General features: G+C 67.8%; 16 protein-coding genes and 1 tRNA gene. 12 read left to right on the top strand and 5 right to left on the bottom strand.

From position 1 onward, the window contains the following. The first annotated feature begins 88 nt into the window (after positions 1 to 88). Entirely contained in the window at positions 89 to 1,153 is a 1,065-nt protein-coding gene (locus ETX26_RS08615) for a phosphatidylinositol-specific phospholipase C1-like protein (protein WP_129524306.1), read from the top strand. A gap of 35 nt (positions 1,154 to 1,188) precedes the next feature. Beyond that, the gene (gene phoA, locus ETX26_RS08610; RefSeq protein WP_225425674.1) at positions 1,189 to 2,625 is read left to right on the top strand and encodes an alkaline phosphatase; all 1,437 of its coding nucleotides are present in this window, start codon (positions 1,189 to 1,191) and stop codon (positions 2,623 to 2,625) included. 19 nt (positions 2,626 to 2,644) lie between these two features. Here the strand turns inward: phoA and ETX26_RS08605 are convergent. Beyond that, a tRNA-Val gene (locus ETX26_RS08605) sits at positions 2,645 to 2,720 on the bottom strand. A 78-nt stretch (positions 2,721 to 2,798) separates the two neighbouring features. On the opposite strand from ETX26_RS08605, the gene ETX26_RS08600 reads away from it, so the two are divergent. Further along, complete coding sequence (locus tag ETX26_RS08600; RefSeq protein WP_129524305.1) at positions 2,799 to 3,779, top strand: asparaginase; 981 nt, start codon at positions 2,799 to 2,801, stop codon at positions 3,777 to 3,779. Between the two features lie 160 nt (positions 3,780 to 3,939). Here ETX26_RS08600 and ETX26_RS08595 read toward each other — a convergent pair whose 3' ends face one another. The 4 genes from ETX26_RS08595 to fmt all read right to left on the bottom strand — a co-directional run bounded on the left by ETX26_RS08595 (position 3,940) and on the right by fmt (position 8,144). Beyond that, positions 3,940 to 5,052: a zinc-binding dehydrogenase gene (locus ETX26_RS08595; RefSeq protein ID WP_129524304.1), complete on the bottom strand. Its 1,113-nt coding sequence runs from the start codon at positions 5,050 to 5,052 to the stop codon at positions 3,940 to 3,942. A 360-nt stretch (positions 5,053 to 5,412) separates the two neighbouring features. Next, positions 5,413 to 6,153 (bottom strand): tRNA pseudouridine(38-40) synthase TruA, encoded by a 741-nt coding sequence (truA, locus tag ETX26_RS08590; protein WP_129524303.1) that lies wholly within the window; start codon positions 6,151 to 6,153, stop codon positions 5,413 to 5,415. A gap of 10 nt (positions 6,154 to 6,163) precedes the next feature. Beyond that, complete coding sequence (locus ETX26_RS08585; RefSeq protein ID WP_129524302.1) at positions 6,164 to 7,204, bottom strand: alpha/beta fold hydrolase; 1,041 nt, start codon at positions 7,202 to 7,204, stop codon at positions 6,164 to 6,166. Between the two features lie 34 nt (positions 7,205 to 7,238). Further along, positions 7,239 to 8,144 (bottom strand): methionyl-tRNA formyltransferase, encoded by a 906-nt coding sequence (gene fmt, locus ETX26_RS08580; protein WP_129525305.1) that lies wholly within the window; start codon positions 8,142 to 8,144, stop codon positions 7,239 to 7,241. Positions 8,145 to 8,273: 129 nt separating this feature from the next. Between fmt and recR the strand changes: the two genes are divergently transcribed. The 9 genes from recR (at position 8,274) to recA (ending at position 19,623) form a co-directional block, all read left to right on the top strand. Further along, on the top strand, positions 8,274 to 8,870 hold the full coding sequence (gene recR / locus ETX26_RS08575; RefSeq protein WP_129524301.1) for a recombination mediator RecR: 597 nt from the start codon (positions 8,274 to 8,276) through the stop codon (positions 8,868 to 8,870). Between the two features lie 52 nt (positions 8,871 to 8,922). Then, a complete protein-coding gene (locus tag ETX26_RS08570) occupies positions 8,923 to 9,489 on the top strand; it encodes a peptide deformylase (protein ID WP_129524300.1) in 567 nt (188 codons plus the stop codon). Positions 9,490 to 9,688: 199 nt separating this feature from the next. After that, on the top strand, positions 9,689 to 11,008 hold the full coding sequence (locus ETX26_RS08565) for a hypothetical protein (protein ID WP_129524299.1): 1,320 nt from the start codon (positions 9,689 to 9,691) through the stop codon (positions 11,006 to 11,008). Positions 11,009 to 11,066: 58 nt separating this feature from the next. Beyond that, complete coding sequence (gene smpB, locus ETX26_RS08560) at positions 11,067 to 11,549, top strand: SsrA-binding protein SmpB (RefSeq protein ID WP_129524298.1); 483 nt, start codon at positions 11,067 to 11,069, stop codon at positions 11,547 to 11,549. A 408-nt stretch (positions 11,550 to 11,957) separates the two neighbouring features. Continuing rightward, the gene (locus tag ETX26_RS08555) at positions 11,958 to 12,548 is read left to right on the top strand and encodes a DUF2062 domain-containing protein (protein WP_404825310.1); all 591 of its coding nucleotides are present in this window, start codon (positions 11,958 to 11,960) and stop codon (positions 12,546 to 12,548) included. Then, a complete protein-coding gene (locus ETX26_RS08550; RefSeq protein WP_129524297.1) occupies positions 12,548 to 14,992 on the top strand; it encodes a hybrid sensor histidine kinase/response regulator in 2,445 nt (814 codons plus the stop codon). The genes ETX26_RS08555 and ETX26_RS08550 overlap by 1 nt, the downstream gene beginning before the upstream one ends. Positions 14,993 to 15,300: 308 nt before the next feature. Then, a complete protein-coding gene (locus tag ETX26_RS08545; protein ID WP_129524296.1) occupies positions 15,301 to 16,818 on the top strand; it encodes a DUF4139 domain-containing protein in 1,518 nt (505 codons plus the stop codon). A 13-nt stretch (positions 16,819 to 16,831) separates the two neighbouring features. Continuing rightward, on the top strand, positions 16,832 to 18,418 hold the full coding sequence (locus ETX26_RS08540; RefSeq protein ID WP_129524295.1) for a DUF4139 domain-containing protein: 1,587 nt from the start codon (positions 16,832 to 16,834) through the stop codon (positions 18,416 to 18,418). Between the two features lie 146 nt (positions 18,419 to 18,564). After that, on the top strand, positions 18,565 to 19,623 hold the full coding sequence (recA, locus tag ETX26_RS08535; RefSeq protein ID WP_129524294.1) for a recombinase RecA: 1,059 nt from the start codon (positions 18,565 to 18,567) through the stop codon (positions 19,621 to 19,623). Positions 19,624 to 19,690: the final 67 nt, after the last annotated feature.

Raw genomic sequence — 19,690 nt, 5'->3', positions numbered from 1 at the left:
CGATCGTCTCATAAGCTTAACACGGGCAGCCTATCGGCGCGACAGCCGGCGAGATCCCGGCCGTCTCCATGATCGCAGGGGTAACGACATGTTCTGGCTGAACGCCATCCTCCTGATGCTGGATCCCATGCCGGTTGCGGCAGAAGATCCGGTCAGGATCAACGATCTGGTGATGGTCGGCACGCACAACAGCTACAAGCTGGCGATGCCGGAAGAGCGTATGGCGCAGCTGCGCGAGCACGACCCGCAGGCCGCGGACTCGCTCGATTACGCGCACCGGCCGCTGACCGAGCAGCTCGACGCAGGCGCGCGGCAGATCGAGCTCGACGTCTATTACGATCCGCACGGCGGCCATTTCGCCGGTACGTCGGACGATCCCGCGCTCCGGCGCCCCGGGTTCAAGGTCCAGCACATTCCGGGCCTCGACGACCGCACGAGCTGTCCGACGCTGGTGCAGTGTCTCGCCATCATCAAAGACTGGTCGGACGCCCATCCGGGCCATGCGCCGATCCTCGTCATGATGAATGCCAAGGACAGCACCGGCGATGCCAGCCCGATCGTAGAGGCGCTGCCGTTCACCGAAGCCGCCTTCGACGCGCTCGACCGGGAGATCCGGTCGGTGCTCCCGGCGGACAAGCTGATCGTCCCCGACAATGTCCAAGGGAGCTATCCGACGCTGCGCGAGGCAGTGCTCGCCGACAACTGGCCGACGCTGGACGCGGCGCGCGGGCGCCTGATGTTCGCGCTCGACGAAGGGCCCGAGAAGGTCGCGCTCTATCGCGGTGATCGCGTTTCGCTCGAAGGACGTGTGCTGTTCGTCAACACCGACGAAGATTCGCCCGCGGCGGCCTATCTCACCCTCAACCATCCGATCCGTGAGGCGGATCGCATCCGGCGCGCGGTCGAGGCGGGGTTCATCGTGCGGACCCGCGCCGATGAAGGCACCGCTGCCGCGCGGACCGGCGACACGCGCCAGCGCGACGCGGCCCTCGCCAGCGGCGCCCAATATATCTCGACCGATTACCTCTGGCCCGATCCACGCTTCGACACCGGCTATCGCGTCGGGCTCTCCGGCAGTGCCGCCGTCGTCTGCAATCCGGTGAGCCGCCCCCAGGGCTGCGGTGCCGATCCGCTCGAACCGCCCACGCGCTGACCGCTCTTCTCAACATCACACGTCAGGATACGCCGATGCCGCTTCCGCTCCGCCGCCCTTCGATCATGCTGCTCTGCGCACTCGCCGCCGTGCCCGCCTCCGGTCAGGACCAGACCGCAGCGCCCGCGGCCGGTCCGACGCGCGCCGCGCAAGGCGATCTGAGCATACCAGCGGGTGCGCGCCGCATCGGCGACGATCTGACGGACCACTACCGCGACCTGCTGGCGGAGCGCGAAGTGCGCAACGTGATCCTGCTGATCGGCGACGGCATGGGCGATTCGGAGATCACGATCGCGCGCAACTATGCCCAGGGCGCCGGGGGCGCGTTCAAGGGCATCGACGCGCTGCCGGTCTCAGGCCAATACACCCACTACGCGCTCGATAGGGAGACCGGAAAGCCCGACTACGTGACGGACTCCGCCGCTTCCGCGACCGCCTGGTCCTCCGGCGTGAAGACCTACAACGGCGCGATCGGCGTGGACATCCACGCCCGGCCGCATCCGGCGCTGCTAGAGATGGCGAAGGCGGCGGGCCTCGCCACCGGCAATGTCACCAGCGGCGAGATCCAGGATGCGACGCCCGCGGCGCAGATCGCGCACGTGACGCAGCGCAAGTGCTACGGCCCGGTGGCGACGAGTGAGGCGTGCCCGGCCAATGCGCTCGAGAACGGCGGCGCCGGATCGATCGCGGAACAGGCGCTGGCGCTGCGGCCCGACGTGCTGCTGGGCGGCGGCGCGGCCACGTTCGCGGAAGTCGCCAAGGCCGGACCGTTCGAAGGCCGCACGCTGTTGCAGCAAGCCGAAGCGCGCGGTTACGCCATCGTCCGCGACGCGGCCGCGTTGCGCGCGGTGAGCGAAGCGAACCAGCGCCAACCGCTGCTCGGGCTGTTCGCGCCCGGCGTCATGCCGGTGCGCTGGACCGGTCCGAAGGCCACGTACCATGGCAATCTCGACCAGCCGCCCGTCCGCTGCGCCGACAATCCCCAGCGGACCGAGGCCATCCCGACGCTCGCCGCCATGACCGAGAAGGCGATCGAGCTGCTGAAAGGCAACCCGGACGGCTTCTTCCTCCAGGTCGAAGGCGCCTCGATTGACAAGCAGAACCATGCCGCCAACCCGTGCGGCCAGATCGGCGAGACCGTCGATCTGGACGAAGCGGTGCAGGCCGCCCTCGCCTTCGCCCGCGCCGACGGGCACACCCTGGTGATCGTGACCGCCGACCATGCGCACACCAGTCAGATCGTCGGTAACGGCACCCGTGCGCCGGGTCTGACAGCCGCGCTCAGGACGCACGACGACGCGGTGATGACGATCAGCTACGGCACCGCCGAAGAGGGATCGCAGGGCCACACCGGCGCGCAGCTTCGCGTCGCGGCCTATGGCCCGCGCGCTATCAACTTCACCGGCCTGACCGACCAGACTGACATGTTCTACATTATCCGCGACGCGCTGGGTCTGAACGCCCCGCAATAGTCGGGCGCGAGATCTGCGATGGTGGGCGGTGACGGGTTCGAACCGCCGACCCTCTCGGTGTAAACGAGATGCTCTACCAGCTGAGCTAACCGCCCCACGGTGCGCCGCGCTTCTAGCGTGCTGTCGCCGAGAATCAATTGCGAATGGCGCATATGCGCGGCTAGGGGCCGGTCATGACGCAGGCGCATCTTCTGGTTCTCGCAACGGGCGGCACGATTGCGGGGGTGGCGGGGTCCGCTTTGCGGCACGATTATCGCCCCGGCCAGATCGGGGTGGACGACTATCTCGAGCAGGTCGGCGCGCTCGGGCTGGAGGCGCGGCTGGTCGGGCGGCAGATCGCCAACATCGGCTCGGAAGACATAGAGCCGGCGATCTGGACGCGGCTGCACGAGGAGATCTCCGCCGCCTTTGCCGACCCCCACTGCGAAGGGGTGATCGTCACCCACGGCACCGACACCGCGGAAGAGACCGCCTTTCTGCTCGACCTGACGCTGCCGACGGCCAAGCCGGTCGTGCTGGTCGGGGCGATGCGCCCGGCGGATGCGGTCGGGTACGACGGGTTGCGTAACTTCGCCAACGCGGTGCGCGTCGCCAGCGATCCGGAGGCTGCGGGGCGCGGGGTGCTGGTGGTGATGGGCGACCGGGTGTTCGCCGCGCGCGACGTGCGCAAGGTCCGCACGCGCGGGACCGATGCCTTCCGGGGGTTCCCGCGCGATGCGGTGGGGCTGGTCACGCCGAGCGCGCTCGACTGGTTCGGCGCCCCGTGGCGCGCGGGCGAGGGCGCGCAATACGCCTATCATGCAGAGCTGCCCGAGGTGCCGATCCTCTACGTCTACGGCGGGATCGCGGCGGATGCAGCCGCGCGGCTGACGAGCGAGGTGACGCGCGGGCTGGTGGTCGCCGGGGTGGGCGAGGGGAACATGCCCGAGCCGCTGCGCGCCGAACTGGTGCGCCTGCGCGAGAGCGGGGTGACGGTGGTCCGCGCCAGCCGCCTCGACGAGGGGCTGGTCGACCGCGAACCGGAGGACGACGCCAATGGCTTCATCGCTGCGCGCGCGCTTAACCCGCAGAAGGCGCGGATACTGCTGCAGGTGCTGCTGGCGAACGGGATCGGCGATCCGGCCGCGATCCAGGCGGCGTTCGACCGGCGGTAAGTGAAATAGATGCATCATCCGCTCTCTCCCCTCCAGGGGAGAGATACGCAGGCTTGCGAGCTTGCTCGCTAGCCGGAGTTGAGAGGGGGACGATACGGCAAGCGTCGCGCGATACCCCCTCTCCCAACCCTCTCCCCTGAAGGGGAGAGGCTATGGTCGCTTACCCCCAGGGCGTGACCAGGTACTTCTCGCCCGTCTTCATCGCGCGGTAGTCGGTCGCGGCGTCCTTCTCCAGCATCTGCTCGAGCGTGACTTCGCGCTTGTAATGGCTGGCGAACGTGGTGGTGATATTGTCGAGCACGCGCTTGCGCATCCGCGCCACGGTCTCCGCGCCGGCCTGCGCGAGGAACGGGGTGAGGAGCCAGCCCGAGAGCGTCCAGCCGAAGCCGTAGCTGGGGGTGAGGATCGTCGGCCCGAGGTCGAGCCGGCCATAGATGAACATGCGCTTCGGCTGGTTCGAGCCGTAGCGGTTATACTCGCTCATCTTCGAGACGGCGACGCGCTCCATCGCCTTGAAGCAAGCGTCGACGGTGGTGCCGCCGCCGATCGGATCGAAGCCGTAATAGGCGTCGGTCGCGTCGATCGCCTCGCACAGTTTCGGCAGGAAATCGTCGGCCGAGGAGTTCACGACCCACTTGGCCCCGAGCCCCTTGAGCAAATCGGCCTGCTCCTGCTTGCGGACGATGTTGACCAGCTCGATCCCGTCTTCCTGACAGATACGGTTGAGCATCTGGCCGAGGTTGGACGCGGCGGCGGAATGGATGATCGCCTTCTGCCCGTCCATCTTCGCGTTCTCGACGAAGCCGAGCGCGGTCATCGGATTGACGAACGCGCTCGCCCCGTCGCGCGCGGAAGTGTCGCCCAGCGGCAGGCACATGGCGGCGTCGGCGATCGCGTATTGCGAGAAGGCGTGGCCGGGCACGCAGGCGACGCGCTGGCCGACGAGCGCCTGGGCAGCTTCCGAACCGCCCGCCGCAACCACCGTGCCCGCGCCCTCGTTGCCGACCGGCAGACGCTGCCCGTGGCGGCCCTTGGCACCCGAGTTGAACGGTTCGGGCATATTGGCGACGAGCTTGCCGGGCGAGAACTGGGCGTTGTCGATGTCCGCCGGGCCGAACAGCAGCGCGAGGTCGCTCGGGTTGATCGGCGCGGCTTCCATCTTCACCAGCACCTGATTGCCGGTCGGATCGGGAAACTGCGTCTCGGCCACCTCCACCTTCAGCGTGCCGTCCGGCGCAAGGGTGGTGAAAAGCTGCTTTCCGGTGGTGGTCATCGGTCGGTTTCCTCTCTTTCTGGTCCTTCGAGACGGGCTTTCAGGCCTGCGGCTTCGCCTCTTCTGAAGGAACGGTTTTGGTTTGCAACCTCTCTAGCGGGGTTCGACTTGAGGTGCGAGGCCTGTGTTGGGCATGCCGAGACGGCTGGGTGTGTCAAAACACCGGGCGCAGGGGGAATCGACCTTCGCTATCTGCCGGAATCGTCACCCTGAACTTGTTTCAGGGCCCATTTCTCCACCTGCATCACCGGATCCGGAGGCGCGATGGATGCTGAAACGAGTTCAGCATGACGGTCTTTTATACGCGGACGGCTTTTATACGCGGACGTGTTCCACCCCGGCCAGCCTGTTTCCAGGCTCTCAGGGATAGACCGCGCGCACGAAATAGAGCCCGCTCGGCGGGGCGTTGAGGCCGAGCGCCTGCCGGTCGCGCGCCGCCAGCGCCTCGGTCACCTGCTCCTCGCGCCAGCGGCCCATGCCGACGAGCGCGAGGCAGCCGACCATCGATCGCACCTGGTGGTGGAGGAAGCTGCGCGCCTCGGCCTCGATCAGCACCTCCTCCCCCGCGCGGCGAACCGCGAGGCGGTCGAGCGTCTTGACCGGGCTCGCCGCCTGGCAATGGGCGGAGCGGAAGGTGGTGAAGTCGTGCCGGCCGACCAGTGCCTGCGCGGCGCGGTGCATGGCGTCGGCATCGAGCGGCTGCGGCACCTGCCAGGCGCGATCCTTGTCGAGCGTGAGCGGCGCGCGCCGGTTGATGATCCGATATTCGTAGGCGCGCCCGATGCAACTGAAGCGCGCGTGCCAGTCATCGGGCACGATCTCGCAGCCGATCACCGCGATCGGATCGGGGCGGAGGAGGGCGTTCAGTGCCTCCATCAGCCGGAACGGATCGAACGGCTTTTCGATGTCGACGTGGCTGCGCATGGCCAGCGCATGGACGCCGGTGTCGGTGCGGCCGGAGGAATGGAGCGTCGCCTCCTCGCTCGTCACCGCGTGCACCGCGCGCTCGACCGCTTCCTGCACGCTCGGCCCGTGCGGCTGGCGCTGCAGGCCCATGAACGGCGTGCCGTCGAATTCGAGGGTGAGGGCGAAGCGGGTCATGCTGTGGGGATCAGCGCGCGTCGGCGCGGGCGAGCACCTCGAGCAGGCGCGGCTCGAACACGTCGGGCGCCTCTACCTGCGGCGAATGGCCGAGATCTTCGAAGGCGATGAGTTCGCCATCGGGGAAGCGGCGCGCCGCATCGGGGGCGAGGGCCGGTATCGCGCGGAGCCGCCGCTGAACGTCCTGCGGGGCCTGTCCTTTGCCGAAGGTGGTCGTGTCCAGCATCCCCACCATCAGCGTCACCGGCATGGTCAGGCTTTCGAGATGCTGCGAGATCGGCTGCGTCAGGATCATCTCGCTGGTCTTGGCCTGCGCGTAGGCGACGGCATCGCCGCTGGCGTACTGCCCCGCCAGCATCCGCACCCAGCGGTCGTAGCGCGGCTCCCATTGGCCGTGGTAGTAGGTATCGAGCTGGTACTTGCGGATTTCGTCGTAGCCCTTGGCCCGCTCCTGCTCGACCAGCTTCGACAGCGGCACGTAAGGCACCCCTTCGGCCATCCGGTCGGTCAGCCCCAGCGGGTTGATCAGCACGAGCTGGCGGACCGCGCCCGGATACATGTGCGCGAAATGCATCGCGAGCATGCCGCCGGTCGAATGGCCGATCACCGCCGCGTCGGCGATCCCCTGCCGCTCCATCAGCTCGCGCGTGAAGGCCGCCATCATGGCGAACGTGTACTGCGCCTCGCGCGGCTTGGAGGATTTGCAGAAGCCGATCTGGTCGGGAACCAGCACGCGGTAGCCGGCGGCGAGCAGCGCCTCGACCGTGTCATGCCATGTCGCACCGCAGAAGTTCTTGCCGTGCAGCAGCACCACGCTGCGGCCGTTCGGCACGTCCGGCGTGACGTCCATGAAGGCCATCTGGCCCTCGGTATCGCCGATCTGGACCGGCATCGTCTCGACCGGCCACGGATATTCGAAACGTTCGAGATCGACGCCGAACTGCTCGACCGTCGGACTCGGTGCGTCCGGTTGCGCCGCAGCGGGATGCGTCAGCATGGCGAGACCGATCGCGGCGGCCGGAAGGATGCGGAGAAACGTCGGCGTCTTCATGGTCGTTCGGCTCCGGTGTTGCGCGCGGTCGGGATCATTCCACCATCGTCCCCGCGGGCACCGCGCGGCCGCGCAGGAACGCCGCGACGTCCATCGCGGGCTTGCCCGCGCGCTGGATGCGGACGGGGCGGAGCGCGGCATAGCCGCAGGCGATGGTGAGGTCGTCGTCCAGCGTCGTGCCCGGCTTGCCCTCGCGCGCGGCCACTTCGGCCTTCAGCACCTTGATCCGCTCGCCGCCGAGGGTGAACCAGGCGCCGGGAAAGGGGGCCATGGCGCGGATCTGGCGCTCGATCGCTTCGGCGTCGCCCGTCCAGTCGATCCGCGCCTCGCCCTTGTCGATCTTGGGCGCATGGCTGGCCAGCCGGTCGTCCTGCGGCACGGGCTGGAGCGCGGGAAGGTCGATCAGGGTGCCGACCATCAGGTGCGCGCCGATTTCGGCCAGCTCCTCGATCAGTTCGCCGGCGGTCTTGTCGTCGACCGGGGTGCGCGCGGTGGCGAGCATCGGGCCGGTGTCGAGCCCAGCTTCCATCTGCATGATCGTGATCCCGGTCACCGCATCGCCCGCCAGGATCGCGCGCTGGATCGGCGCCGCGCCGCGCCACTTGGGCAGCAGGCTGGCATGGATGTTGAGGCAGCCGAAGGTCGGCACGTCGAGCACCGCCTGCGGCAGGATCAGCCCGTAGGCGGCGACCACCGCAACCTCCGGCTTGAACTCTGCGAACTCCGCCTGCGCCTCCGCCGATTTCAGCGACGTGGGGCAGCGCACCGGAATGCCGCGCGCCTCTGCCTCGCGCTGGACGGGCGAAGGCTGGAGCTTCTTGCCCCGGCCCGCGGGACGCGGCGGCTGCGAATAGGCCGCGACCAGCGTGTGCCCCGCGTCCGCCAGCGCGGCCAGCGCCGGCACGGCGAATTCGGGCGTTCCCATGAAGACGATGCGCACTATGTCTGCCCTCGCAAATCCGGTTCCGTTCGCCCTGAGCTTGTCGAAGGGCCGTCTTTCTTTCATGCGATGCGCTAGAAGAAAAAGCGGGGCTTCGACAAGCTCAGCCCGAACGGGTTAGGGGGAATTATGGCTTCGCAGGAAATCGAAAACCTCGCATCGGCGCTCGCGCGGCTGCCCGGGCTCGGGCCGCGCTCGGCGCGGCGGGCGGTGCTGTGGCTGCTCAAGCGGCGCGAGACGGCGCTGGACCAGTTGCTCGGCGCCATGGCCGAAGTGCGCGACAAGCTGGTCGAATGCCCGGTCTGCGGCAATATCGACACCAGGGCGCCGTGCGGCATCTGCGCCGATCCGCGGCGCGATGTGCGCGCGATCTGCGTGGTCGAGGACGTCTCCGACCTCTGGGCGCTCGACCGCGCGAAGCTGTTTACCGGCAAGTACCACGTGCTCGGCGGGCGGCTCTCGGCGCTGGACGGCGTGCGGCCGGAGGACCTGACGATCGGCGCGCTGCTCGAACGCGTCGAACAGGGCGGGGTGGATGAAGTCGTGCTCGCCATGAACGCCACGCTCGAGGGGCAGACCACGGCCCACTACCTCGCCGAGCGGCTTGAGGACTATCCGGTGCGCGTGACCCAGCTCGCTCACGGCCTGCCCGTCGGCGGGGAGCTCGACTATCTCGACGAGGGCACGCTGGCGCAGGCGCTGCGGGCGCGGAGGCCGGTGGGGTAGCGCGCCGAAAGCTCACTTGTCGTTTGCCCCGTGCCGCACTATTTTACGCCGCATGGCAATCCGCGAAATTCTCGAAGTGCCGGATCCCCGGCTCAAAGTCGTGTCCGAACCGGTCACTGCGTTCGATGACGAGCTCAAGACGCTCGTCGAGGACATGTTCGAATCCATGTATGCCGCGAACGGGATCGGCCTCGCCGCGATCCAGGTCGGCGTGCCCAAGCGCGTGCTGGTAATCGACCTCCAGCCCGAGGACCCGGATGCCGAGCCCGAAGTGTGCAATCACGGCGGGCACCAGCATACGCACCAGCCGACGAAGAATGAGCCGCGGATCTTCGTGAATCCGGAAATTCTCGATCCGGCGGATGAGCTGGCGACCTATCAGGAAGGGTGCCTCTCGGTCCCCGACATCTATGCCGACGTCGACCGCCCGGCGACCTGCCGCGTGCGCTGGCAGGATCTCGAGGGGAACGTCCACGAAGAGCAGATGGAGGGCCTGATGGCGACCTGCATCCAGCACGAGATGGACCACCTCGAAGGCATTCTCTTCATCGATCACCTCAGCCGTCTCAAGCGGCAGATGGCGCTTAAGAAGCTGCAGAAGCTGCGCCAGGCGGCCTGATCTCGGTCATCGGAAGCTGAAGCTCCCGCATTCATTATTCACGTCATGCTGAACTTGTTTCAGCATCCATCTTGGCTCCGGAAGCAGCAGTGCGTGAGGAGGAATGGGCCCTGGAAGCGAAGCTGTGCAAAGCACAAACAAGTTCAGGGTGACGCCCGGATATAGAATTGCCGCATGGGAGGACGAGGGGAGGAAATCGATGCGCAAGGGATTGTCTGTTCTGGCGGCACTGGCCCTGGGGGCCTGCGCGACGGGCCCGGGCGGGCAGTCCGACACGCTCGATGCCATCGCCGACGACTATCTGCTCCTCCAGCTCACCATCGGTGAGAAGGAGGAAGGTTATATCGACGCCTACTACGGGCCCGAGGACGTCCGCACGCGGGCCGTTGCCGAGGCGGCGGGGCAGACCCTGCCGATGCTCGCGGCGCGCACCGAGGCGCTGGAGGCGCGCGCGGCGCAGTTTGCCGACGACGGCGTTCCGGGCGACAGCCTGGAGGAACGGCGCGCGCGGTTCCTCGTCGCGCAGCTCACCGCGGCCGGCACGCGGCTCAGGATGATGCAGGGCGAGACGCTGTCGTTCGCCGATGAGGCCGAGGGGCTGTTCGGCGTGCGGCCCGAGCTGCCGCCGCTCGAAAGCTTCGACCCTCTGCTGGCGCAGATCGAGCGGCTGGTTCCGGGCGAGGGGCCGCTGTGGCAGCGGATCGACACGTTCCAGAAGCGCTTCGACATGCCCGCCGACCGTGTGCGTCCGGTGATGGATGCCGCGATCGCCGAGTGCAAGCGGCGCACGCTCGAGCACATCGCGCTACCCGAAGGCGAGAGCTTCACGCTGGCGTTGGTGACCGACAAGCCGTGGAGCGGGTACAACTACTACCAGGGCGGCTATCATTCGAAGATCGAGGTCAACACGGATCTGCCGGTGCGGCTCGACCGCGCGATCGATCTCGGCTGTCACGAGGGCTATCCGGGCCACCACGCGTTCAACTCGCTGCTCGAGCGCGAGCTGGTGAACGGGCGCGGGTGGCAGGAATTCTCGGTCTACCCGCTCTATTCGCCGCAGTCCCTGATCGCCGAGGGTTCGGCCAACTACGGGATCGACCTCGCCTTCCCGGGCGAGGAGGACGTGGCCTTCACGCGCGACGTGCTGGCGCCGATCGCTGGGCTGGAGGACCTCGACGTGGAGCGTTACATCGCGCTGCGCGACGCGATGCAGGACCTCGGACCGGCGCGCTACACGATCGCCTCGCGGTATCTCGCCGGCGAAATCGACGTCGCGCGGGCGACCGAGCTGCTGCAGCGCTACCAGCTCGTCTCGCCCGAGCGGGCGAAGCAGTCGCTCGACTTCATCGACACCTACCGCAGCTACATCATCAACTATGGGCTCGGCCGGGACATGGTGCAGGCCGCGATCGAGGCGGGCGACGCGGACGAGGATGAACGGTGGGAGCGGATGGAGCGCCTGCTCAGCGAACCGGCACTGCCGCGGGATCTCGTGGCGATGGCGGGCGGAGCGGACTAGCGTTCGCGCGCCGAGGGGCTTTCCCCGGCGCGCACGAACGCCTACATGGCGCGGCCTTATGGCTCGTCCCAAACCCGCCACGTTCGACAAGCAGAAGACCGTCGCCGAGAATCGGCGCGCGCGGTTCGATTACTATATCGAGGACAAGTTCGAGGCGGGAATCGCGCTACAGGGCACCGAGGTGAAGGCGCTACGGGCCGGCGAGGCCTCGATCGCGGAAAGCTATGCCGAAGTGCGCGACGGGCAGGTGTGGCTGGTCAACGCCAACATCCCCGAGTTCAGCCACGGCAACCGTTTCAACCACGAGCCGCGCCGGCCGCGCAAGCTGCTGCTCCACGCGCGCGAGATCGAGAAGCTGTTCGGCGCGGTCGAGCGCAAGGGGATGACGCTGGTTCCGCTGAGCGTCTACTTCAACAAGACCGGCCGCGCGAAAGTCGAACTCGCGCTCGCCAAGGGCAAGCAGGCGCACGACAAGCGGCAGACGATCAAGGAGCGCGACTGGAAGCGCGACAAGGCCCGCCTGATGCGCGAGAACGGCTAGGGCCAGTCGACCTTCAGCGCTGAGGGTTTGCAGATGGCGGCTTTCAGCGCCACCGTCTCTCCCACCCATTTGTCAGGCACGAATGTCGATTGCCTCCAATCCTCCCCATCGTCTCGCACCGGGGAGGGGGACCGCGAGCCGCGAAGCGGCTCGTGGTGGAGGGGGCTTTCGCATCAGTGCCCCTCCGTCACCCGTCTGTGACGGGCGCCACCTCCCCATCGCAAGACGATGGGGAGGATTTGGGCGACAAAGCATCCTCGGCCGAACTCGCATACGGAGGGTTGCCATTCACCCGCTGGTTATTCACGCCTTGCTACCCATATCGCCCGCAATGACCGCTTCACCAGATTCCGCGCCGCCCCACTTGCCCTTGCAGCCTTGCGCGAGCATTGCGGCGGCGAGATCATGATGCGCAAACGTTCCAAGACTTTCCTGGCCGACTGGCTGCGCAAGCACATGCCGACGCGCGAGGAGATGGCGCGCAACAAATACCTCGCGCCGATCGCGCACCGTTTCCTCAGCCCCGAACTCTGGCGCTTCACGCGTCGTTCGGTGCCGCGCGGCGTCGCCCTGGGCCTGTTCGCGGCCTTTATCGTGCCCGTCGGCCAGATCTTCCTCGCTGCCTTTCTGGCGCTGCCGGCCCGCGCCAACGTGCCGCTTTCGGCTGCCGTGACGTTCGTCACCAATCCCCTCACGCTCGCTTTCTGGCTGGTCATCGCGAACAAGGTCGGCGCGTTCGTGCTCAAGGTCGACGCGGCGACAGTGGGCGTCGCCAACGACGAGCTTGCCAGCGGGCGCTGGGAAGGCTGGGCGCTGGGCGCGTTCGAAGTTGCCGGCGTGACGGCCTTTGGCTTCATCGTGCTGTCGCTCGTTTCCGCAACGGCGGGCTATCTGATATCCAGCGTAATCTGGCGCATCGTGGTGGCGCGCAAGCGCCAGCGGCGGCTGCGCCAGATGGAAGCCCGGCTGGATCGGCGGCTCGGGGCGCAGGAAGGTTGATGGCGCAGCTGCTCGGGCAGGGGCAGGGGCGACTGCCGCTTCCCGCATGGATCGCCGCCGCGCTGGCGGTGAGCGCACTGCTGATCTGGCTGATCACCGGCGACGCCATGCTCACGCTCGGCTATGCGGTGGGTCTCTGCGCGCTCATGGCCGTGGGCTACGCCTTTTCCCGCATGCGTCCGGGCTCCGGAGAGGAGAGCTTCGCGCAACCGGACTGGTCGGTGACCGTCGCCGCGATCGAGCAGCCCGACACGGCGGTCGCGGTGACCGATCGCGCCAACCGCCTCGTCTGCGCAAACAGACTCTACGGCGACTGGTTCGGCATTGCCCATGCACCGCCGAACCTTGCTCTCGACCGCCTCTCGCTGGAACGGCTGGTGCGCGCCGCACGCGAGGCATGGCGCGACGGGACAGCGTCGGTCGATCTGCTCGAGCGCGAGGACGGCAACGGTTCGTGGCGGGCGGAAACCGAGCGGGCGGGGCGGGGCGATGACTATCTGGTCTGGCGCTTCACCGCGCTCACGCTCGAGGATCCGGTGGCGCACCTCGCGGAATGGATCACCGGCCCGTTCGGCGCCCTGCTCTCGAACGCCGGGATCGAGACCGCGATCGTCGGGACCGACGGCACGATTCGCGCGGCCGGCGCCGGCTTCGCCACGCGCGCGACCGGCGATTCGGCGGCGACGCTGGCCGGCCAGGAATTCGTGTCGCAGCTCCGCTCCGACAGTCGCGAGCGGATCTATTTCGCGCGCGAGGGACAGCGCGGCACGCCGCAGATGCTGATCCAGGTCTCGCTCACCGACCCGGACGCGGCGCGGCCGGCCCGCGCCGACGAGGCACCCTCGCTCATGCTGCTGGTCGAAAGCGGCATCGGCATCGGTGGCGGCTGGGAAGGCGTGGGGCAGGCAGCCATGCCGCAGCTCGAGGCGCTGCTGGGCGCACTGCCGCTGGGTCTGGCCATGACCGACCGTGACGGGCGCTTCCTGTTCGCCAACGAAGCTTTCCTCCGCGCGGCGGAAATCGAGCGGGAGGGGTTGCCCTCGTTCCCCTCGGACCTCGTGGTCAGGGAAGACAAGGGCGCGCTGGCCGACGCGGTGCGGCGCTTCGCCCGGGGCTCTGCGGCGAGCGCCGACATGGCTGTCCGCCTGCGGCACCAGCCTGACGAGCCGGTTTCGCTCGGCCTCGCCGGCGTGCGCGGACTGGGCGAGGCGGCGGTGCTGCTGAGCCTTGTCGACACGACCGAAGAAGCGCGGCTCAAGCGGCAGGTCGCGCAGGCGACCAAGATGCAGGCCGTCGGCCAGCTCGCCGGCGGCGTGGCGCACGATTTCAACAACGTGCTGACCGCGATCATCGGATACTGCGATCTGATGCTGCTGCGCCATACGCCGGGCGACAGCGACTATGACGATATCCAGCAGATCCGCGCAAATTCGAACCGTGCGGCAAGCCTGACGCGCCAGTTGCTCGCATTCAGCCGCCAGCAGACTCTCCGGCCCGAGGTCCTGCAGTTGCCCGACGTGGTGAGCGAGGTCAGCCAGCTGCTCAAGCGCCTGCTGGGCGAGAAGATCGTGTTGAAGGTGCATCATGACCGCGATCTCGGCCCGGTGCGCGCCGACCCGCAGCAGCTCGAGCAGGTGATCGTCAATCTCGCGGTCAACGCGCGCGACGCCATGCAGGCCCGCGGTGACGGAACGGGCAAGCTGACCCTCGCGACCCGCCGGGTGACGGCAGGCGACGTGCGGAAGATGGGATCGGACATCATCCCGGTCGCCGACTACACCGTGCTGGTGGTGCAGGACACCGGTGGCGGCATTCCGGCCGAGCTGATGGGGAAGATCTTTGAACCATTCTTCACCACGAAGGAACAGGGCAAGGGAACCGGGCTGGGGCTTTCGACCGTCTACGGCATCGTCAAGCAGTCGGGCGGGTTCATCTTTGCCGACAACCTGGCCGATGCCGACGGTCGCCCCCGAGGGGCTCGCTTCACCATCTATCTGCCGGTCCATGGCGATGCCGCGTCGCACAGTGCGTCGCCGGCCGCAGAGGAGCCGCAGGCGACCAGCGAATGGTCGGGCGGCGGCCGTGTGCTGCTGGTGGAGGACGAGGACATGGTCCGCGCCGTCGCCGAGCGGGCGCTGTCGCGCGCGGGCTACAGCGTGACGACAGCGGCGGACGGAGAGGAGGGTCTCGCCGCGATCGCCGAGGGCGGCGAATTCGATCTCGTTCTGAGCGACGTCGTCATGCCGGGAATGGACGGCCCGGCCATGGTTCGGGCGATCCGCAAGGTGCGGCCGAACCTGCCGGTACTATTCATGTCGGGCTATGCCGAGGAGCAGCTCCGCAGCGAGATCGACCTTGCCGACATGCACTTCATCGCCAAGCCGTTCAGCGTGCAGGAGATCGGCGACAAAGTCGCGCAAGTCCTCGGCGCGGTGCATCGCTAGGCCATCGGCACTCAGATGTTTGGCGCGTGTCGTCAGCCGGCCGATATCATTCAATGCTTTGTCATCCCCGCGAAAGCGGGGATCCAGGACGCGGTCGTTCCTCCATGGATTCCCGCTTGCGCGGGAATGACAGAGGGGGGAACGCGGACCCTTTCCTTGGGATTCGGGGGGCGAAAGCCTTCACTTGGAGGCCTCAGGGTTGAAGCCGATTGGCCCCGACCCCGCACTATTGGCGATGGACCGCACCGTTCATGCGCCGTAAAACCGCCGGCAGCATCTTCTATGGACTTCGCAGGGGGAGGGTTCGCGTGAAGACCTATCGCTTGTTGGCCGCATTCGGGGCGGCCCTGCCGCTGGTGCTTCTCGCCACTGCGGCGCCGGCGCAGACCGATCCCGACGAAACCGCGCAGGGCGACGTTTCCGTCACGATCTACAACAACGGCCAGGCGCTGGTGCAGGACGTGCGGCAACTGCCGATCGCGCAAGGGCGCAGCCGGATCGAATTCCCCGACGTCTCGGCGCAGATCCGGCCGGAGACATTGAGCTTCGCCGCCGAAGGCGCGGCGATCGTCGAGCAGAACTTCGACTTCGACCTCCTGACCCCGGCCAAGCTGATGGAGAAGGCGATCGGGCAGACGGTGACGCTGGTGCGCACCAATCCCGCCACCGGCGCCGAGACGCGCGAGCGCGCGACTGTGCTCTCGACCGCCGGCGGCGTGGTGGTGAAGATCGGCGACCGGATCGAGGTGCTGCGCGACGACGGGTTGCCGGTGCGTGCCGTGTTCGACCGAGTGCCGCCCAACCTGCGCGCGCGGCCGACCCTGTCGGTCACGGTGGAGAGCGACCGGGGCGGCAGGCGCCCGGCCTCGATCCGCTATCTCACCCCCGGGCTCGGCTGGTCGGCGGACTACGTCTCGCTCTACGACGAGGCGACCGGCGCGATCGACATGCAGGGCTGGGTGACGCTGACCAACCAGACCGGCACGACTTTTCATCAGGCCGATACGCTGCTGGTCGCCGGAAGCCCGGGATCGGCGGGGGCGAGCAGCCGGCGCTATCCCCAGCCGCCGCCACCTCCGCGGCGGTCGGGCATGGTTCGCCCGGGCACCGAGAGTTCGGGCCGGGAGCAGGTCGGCGAGTTCTATCTCTACCCGATCGAGGACCGCACCACGATCGCCAACAACCAGACCAAGCAGGTCAGCTTCCTCGACGTGCAGGGCGTGCCGGCGCGCAAGGTCTATGCGCGCACCGTCGGCTGGCTGGCGAACGACGACGCGCCGGTGAACGTCTCGAGCGAGATCGCGTTCTCCTCCTCGCGGCAGGGCGGGCTCGGCGACGCGCTGCCGGCGGGTACGGTGCGCTTCTACCAGCGCGACAGCCAGGGCACGCCGCAGTTCATCGGCGAGAGCGCGATCGGCCATACGCCGATGGGCAGCGAGCTTTCACTGCGCACCGGCGATGCGTTCGATATTTTCGTGCAGGCCGAAGTGGAGCGACGCGAGGAGATCACCTCCGCCGAATGGGAAAGCAGCGCCCGTTACCGCGTGATCCGCGACGGCGAAGTGGTCGAGCAGCTCGACGTGGAACGGCCAAAGCAGTTCTACCGCACGACCATGCGCTACACCCTGACCAACGCCAAGGCCGCCCCGGTTGAGGTCGATCTGGTGCAGGTTGGGCTCGACCGCGGCTGGTGGGGCAACGATTACCGCATCGTCAGCGAGGACATTCCGGGCGAGCAGCTCAATGCCGACCGGCGCAAGTGGGTCGTCCCCGTGCCCGCCGAGGGCGAGCGCGTGGTCCGCGTGACTTACGAAACGCGGTACTGAGCGGCGCCGGACGATGCGGCGCGCCGCATTCCTCCTCGCGCTGATCGCCGCCTCCGCCGCCGCGCAGGCGCGCGAGACGGTCGATGCCTCGGCGCCGGTCGCGCTCGCGGTCACCGTCTATCGCGATCCCGAGCGCGGGCCGGACGAGGCGATGGACCGCGCCTTTCCCGAAGGCTTCGCGATGGTCAGCGAGACGCGCACCGTCACTCTGCCGCCGGGCGAAAGCACGGTGCGCTTCGAAGGCGTGGCCGAAGGGATGGTGGCGGTCTCCGCGATCGTCACCGGCCTGCCGGGCGGGACAATCGAGAAGAACCGCAATGCGGAGCTGCTCTCCCCCGCGGCGCTCGTGAACGGCATGCTCGGCAACCGGGTGACGATCACGCGCGCCAACCCGGCGACGGGCGAGGCGGCGAGCGAACCGGCGATCGTCCGCACCCGTGCCGACGGCGGGCTGGTGCTGCAGACGGGCGAGGGCTTCGAGGCGGTGCGCTGTGCGGGTCTGCCCGAGAAGCTGACCTTCGACCGCGTTCCCGCAGGGCTGTCGGCGCAGCCGGTGTTCTCGATCGACACCCGCGACGCGAGCGGCGGCACCTACCAGATCGTGCTGACCTATCTTGCCTGGGGCTTCGACTGGCAGGCGAACTACGTCGCGACGCTGGGCGAGGGCGACGGTCGTGGCGGGGTCGAACTCGGGCTGACCTCATGGCTCACGCTGCTCAACGACAATGCCCAGTCGTTTTCCGATGCCGAGCTGATGGCGGTGGCCGGCCGGCTCAACGTCGAGGGCGACTACGAGAGTTTGGCTGAGCCGCCTCGTGCGGAGCCGCTGCGGCTGACCTGCTACCCGATCGGCAGCACCGCGAGAGGCTCGCCGGTCGGTTATCCGCCTCCGCCCCCGCCGCCGCCGCCTCCGGCGATGGCGGCGACAGACGAGGCGATCATCCTCACCGGCTCGCGTGTGCAACGCACGGCCTCCCCCGCAGCGATGATGGCTGCCGAGGAGGAACTCGGCGATCTGAAACTCTATCGTGTGCCGGAGCCGGTCACCGTCGCGGCGAAGGGCCTGAAGCAGGTCGCTTTCCTGCAGAAGGACGAGATCGAGGGCGAGCTGATCTACGAGATCGGATGTTCGGCGAATCGCGAGAGCGACGAGGAGTTTCGCCCCGCCGAGCGGCTGCTCGCGACGGTCAACGACGAGGCCCACGGCCTCGGTGTGGCGCTGCCTTCGGGCGGCGTCGCGGTGTTCGAACCCTCGTCCCACGGTCCGCTGCTCGTCGGCGAGGAGCGCCTGCGCGATTATGCCCGCGGCCAGGATGTCGAGATTGCGCTCGGCACAAGCGGCCGCGTGCGGGTCGCCTGCACGCGCACGAGCGAGCACGATCCGGCGACCGAACCCGAGAAATGGGCGCGGATGGAGGCCGAGATCGCGAATGCTCTCGATCATCCGGCGCGTCTGCGCGTCCGGCTCGGCACGGCGGCGGATTGGGAAGTGCGCGGACGCGGTCTGCGGATCAAGGATGGCGAGCGCGTGATCGAGACGACGATTCCCGCCAATTCAGATCGGAAAGTCCGCTGGCGAGTCCGTTCGGCGCACCGCTGATCGGCCAGAACCGGCGGAATCCCGCGGTCCTGCGGCTCCACGGAAAAAATTTCTGTTCCACTCTTGTTCTGTTGGAACAAAGCGGATACATAGCACATCAGTCGATAACGGGAACGAAGCCCTAGGCAAGCGAAGGAGCCCATGCGATGGCGGCCGAACTGAAGCTGGTTGAGAAGGAAAGCAACGTGGACCGTCAAAAGGCGCTCGACGCCGCACTGGCACAGATCGATCGCGCATTCGGCAAGGGCTCGGCGATGAAGCTGGGCCAGAAGGAAGCGATGCAGGTCGAGGCGATTTCGACGGGCTCGCTCGGCCTCGATATCGCGCTTGGCGTGGGCGGTCTGCCCAAGGGTCGGGTGATCGAGGTCTATGGGCCGGAAAGCTCGGGCAAGACGACGCTTGCGCTGCACGTGATCGCCGAGGCGCAGAAGAACGGTGGCACCGCCGCCTTCGTCGATGCCGAACATGCGCTCGATCCCGTCTATGCCAGGAAGCTGGGCGTCGACATCGACGAACTGATCGTCTCGCAGCCGGACACCGGCGAGCAGGCGCTCGAGATCACCGATACCCTGGTGCGCTCGAACGCGATCGACGTGCTGGTGGTCGACTCGGTCGCCGCGCTGGTTCCGCGCGCCGAGATCGAGGGCGAGATGGGCGACAGCCACGTCGGCCTGCAGGCCCGTCTGATGAGCCAGTCTCTGCGCAAGCTGACCGGCTCGATCAACCGGTCGAAGTGCATGGTGATCTTCATCAACCAGCTGCGGATGAAGATCGGCGTCATGTACGGCAATCCGGAAACGACCACCGGCGGCAATGCGCTCAAGTTCTACGCCAGCGTGCGGCTCGACATCCGCCGTACCGGGCAGATCAAGGACCGCGACGAGATCATCGGCAATTCGACCCGGGTGAAAGTGGTCAAGAACAAGGTCGCTCCCCCGTTCAAGCAGGTCGAGTTCGACATCATGTACGGCGAAGGCATCTCGAAGATCGGCGAGATTCTCGATCTCGGCGTCAAGGCGGGCATCGTGGAGAAGTCGGGGAGCTGGTTCAGCTACGACTCGATCCGCATCGGCCAGGGCCGCGAGAACGCCAAGCAGTACCTCAAGGACAACCCCGAAGTTTGCGACAAGTTGGAAGCCGCCATCCGCGGCCGGACCGACGAGGTCGCCGAGGAAATGATGACGGGTCCGGACGCGGACGACTGACATCATGGCCTCAAGCGGGTGCCGCAGGGCGCCCGGGAAAGCGGGAGACCGGCGCGCGCATCCATAC

The organism is Pelagerythrobacter rhizovicinus, from assembly GCF_004135625.1.
GTDB classification, from domain to species: Bacteria; Pseudomonadota; Alphaproteobacteria; order Sphingomonadales; family Sphingomonadaceae; genus Pelagerythrobacter; species Pelagerythrobacter rhizovicinus.
This window is presented reverse-complemented; position numbering and strand designations above follow the sequence as displayed.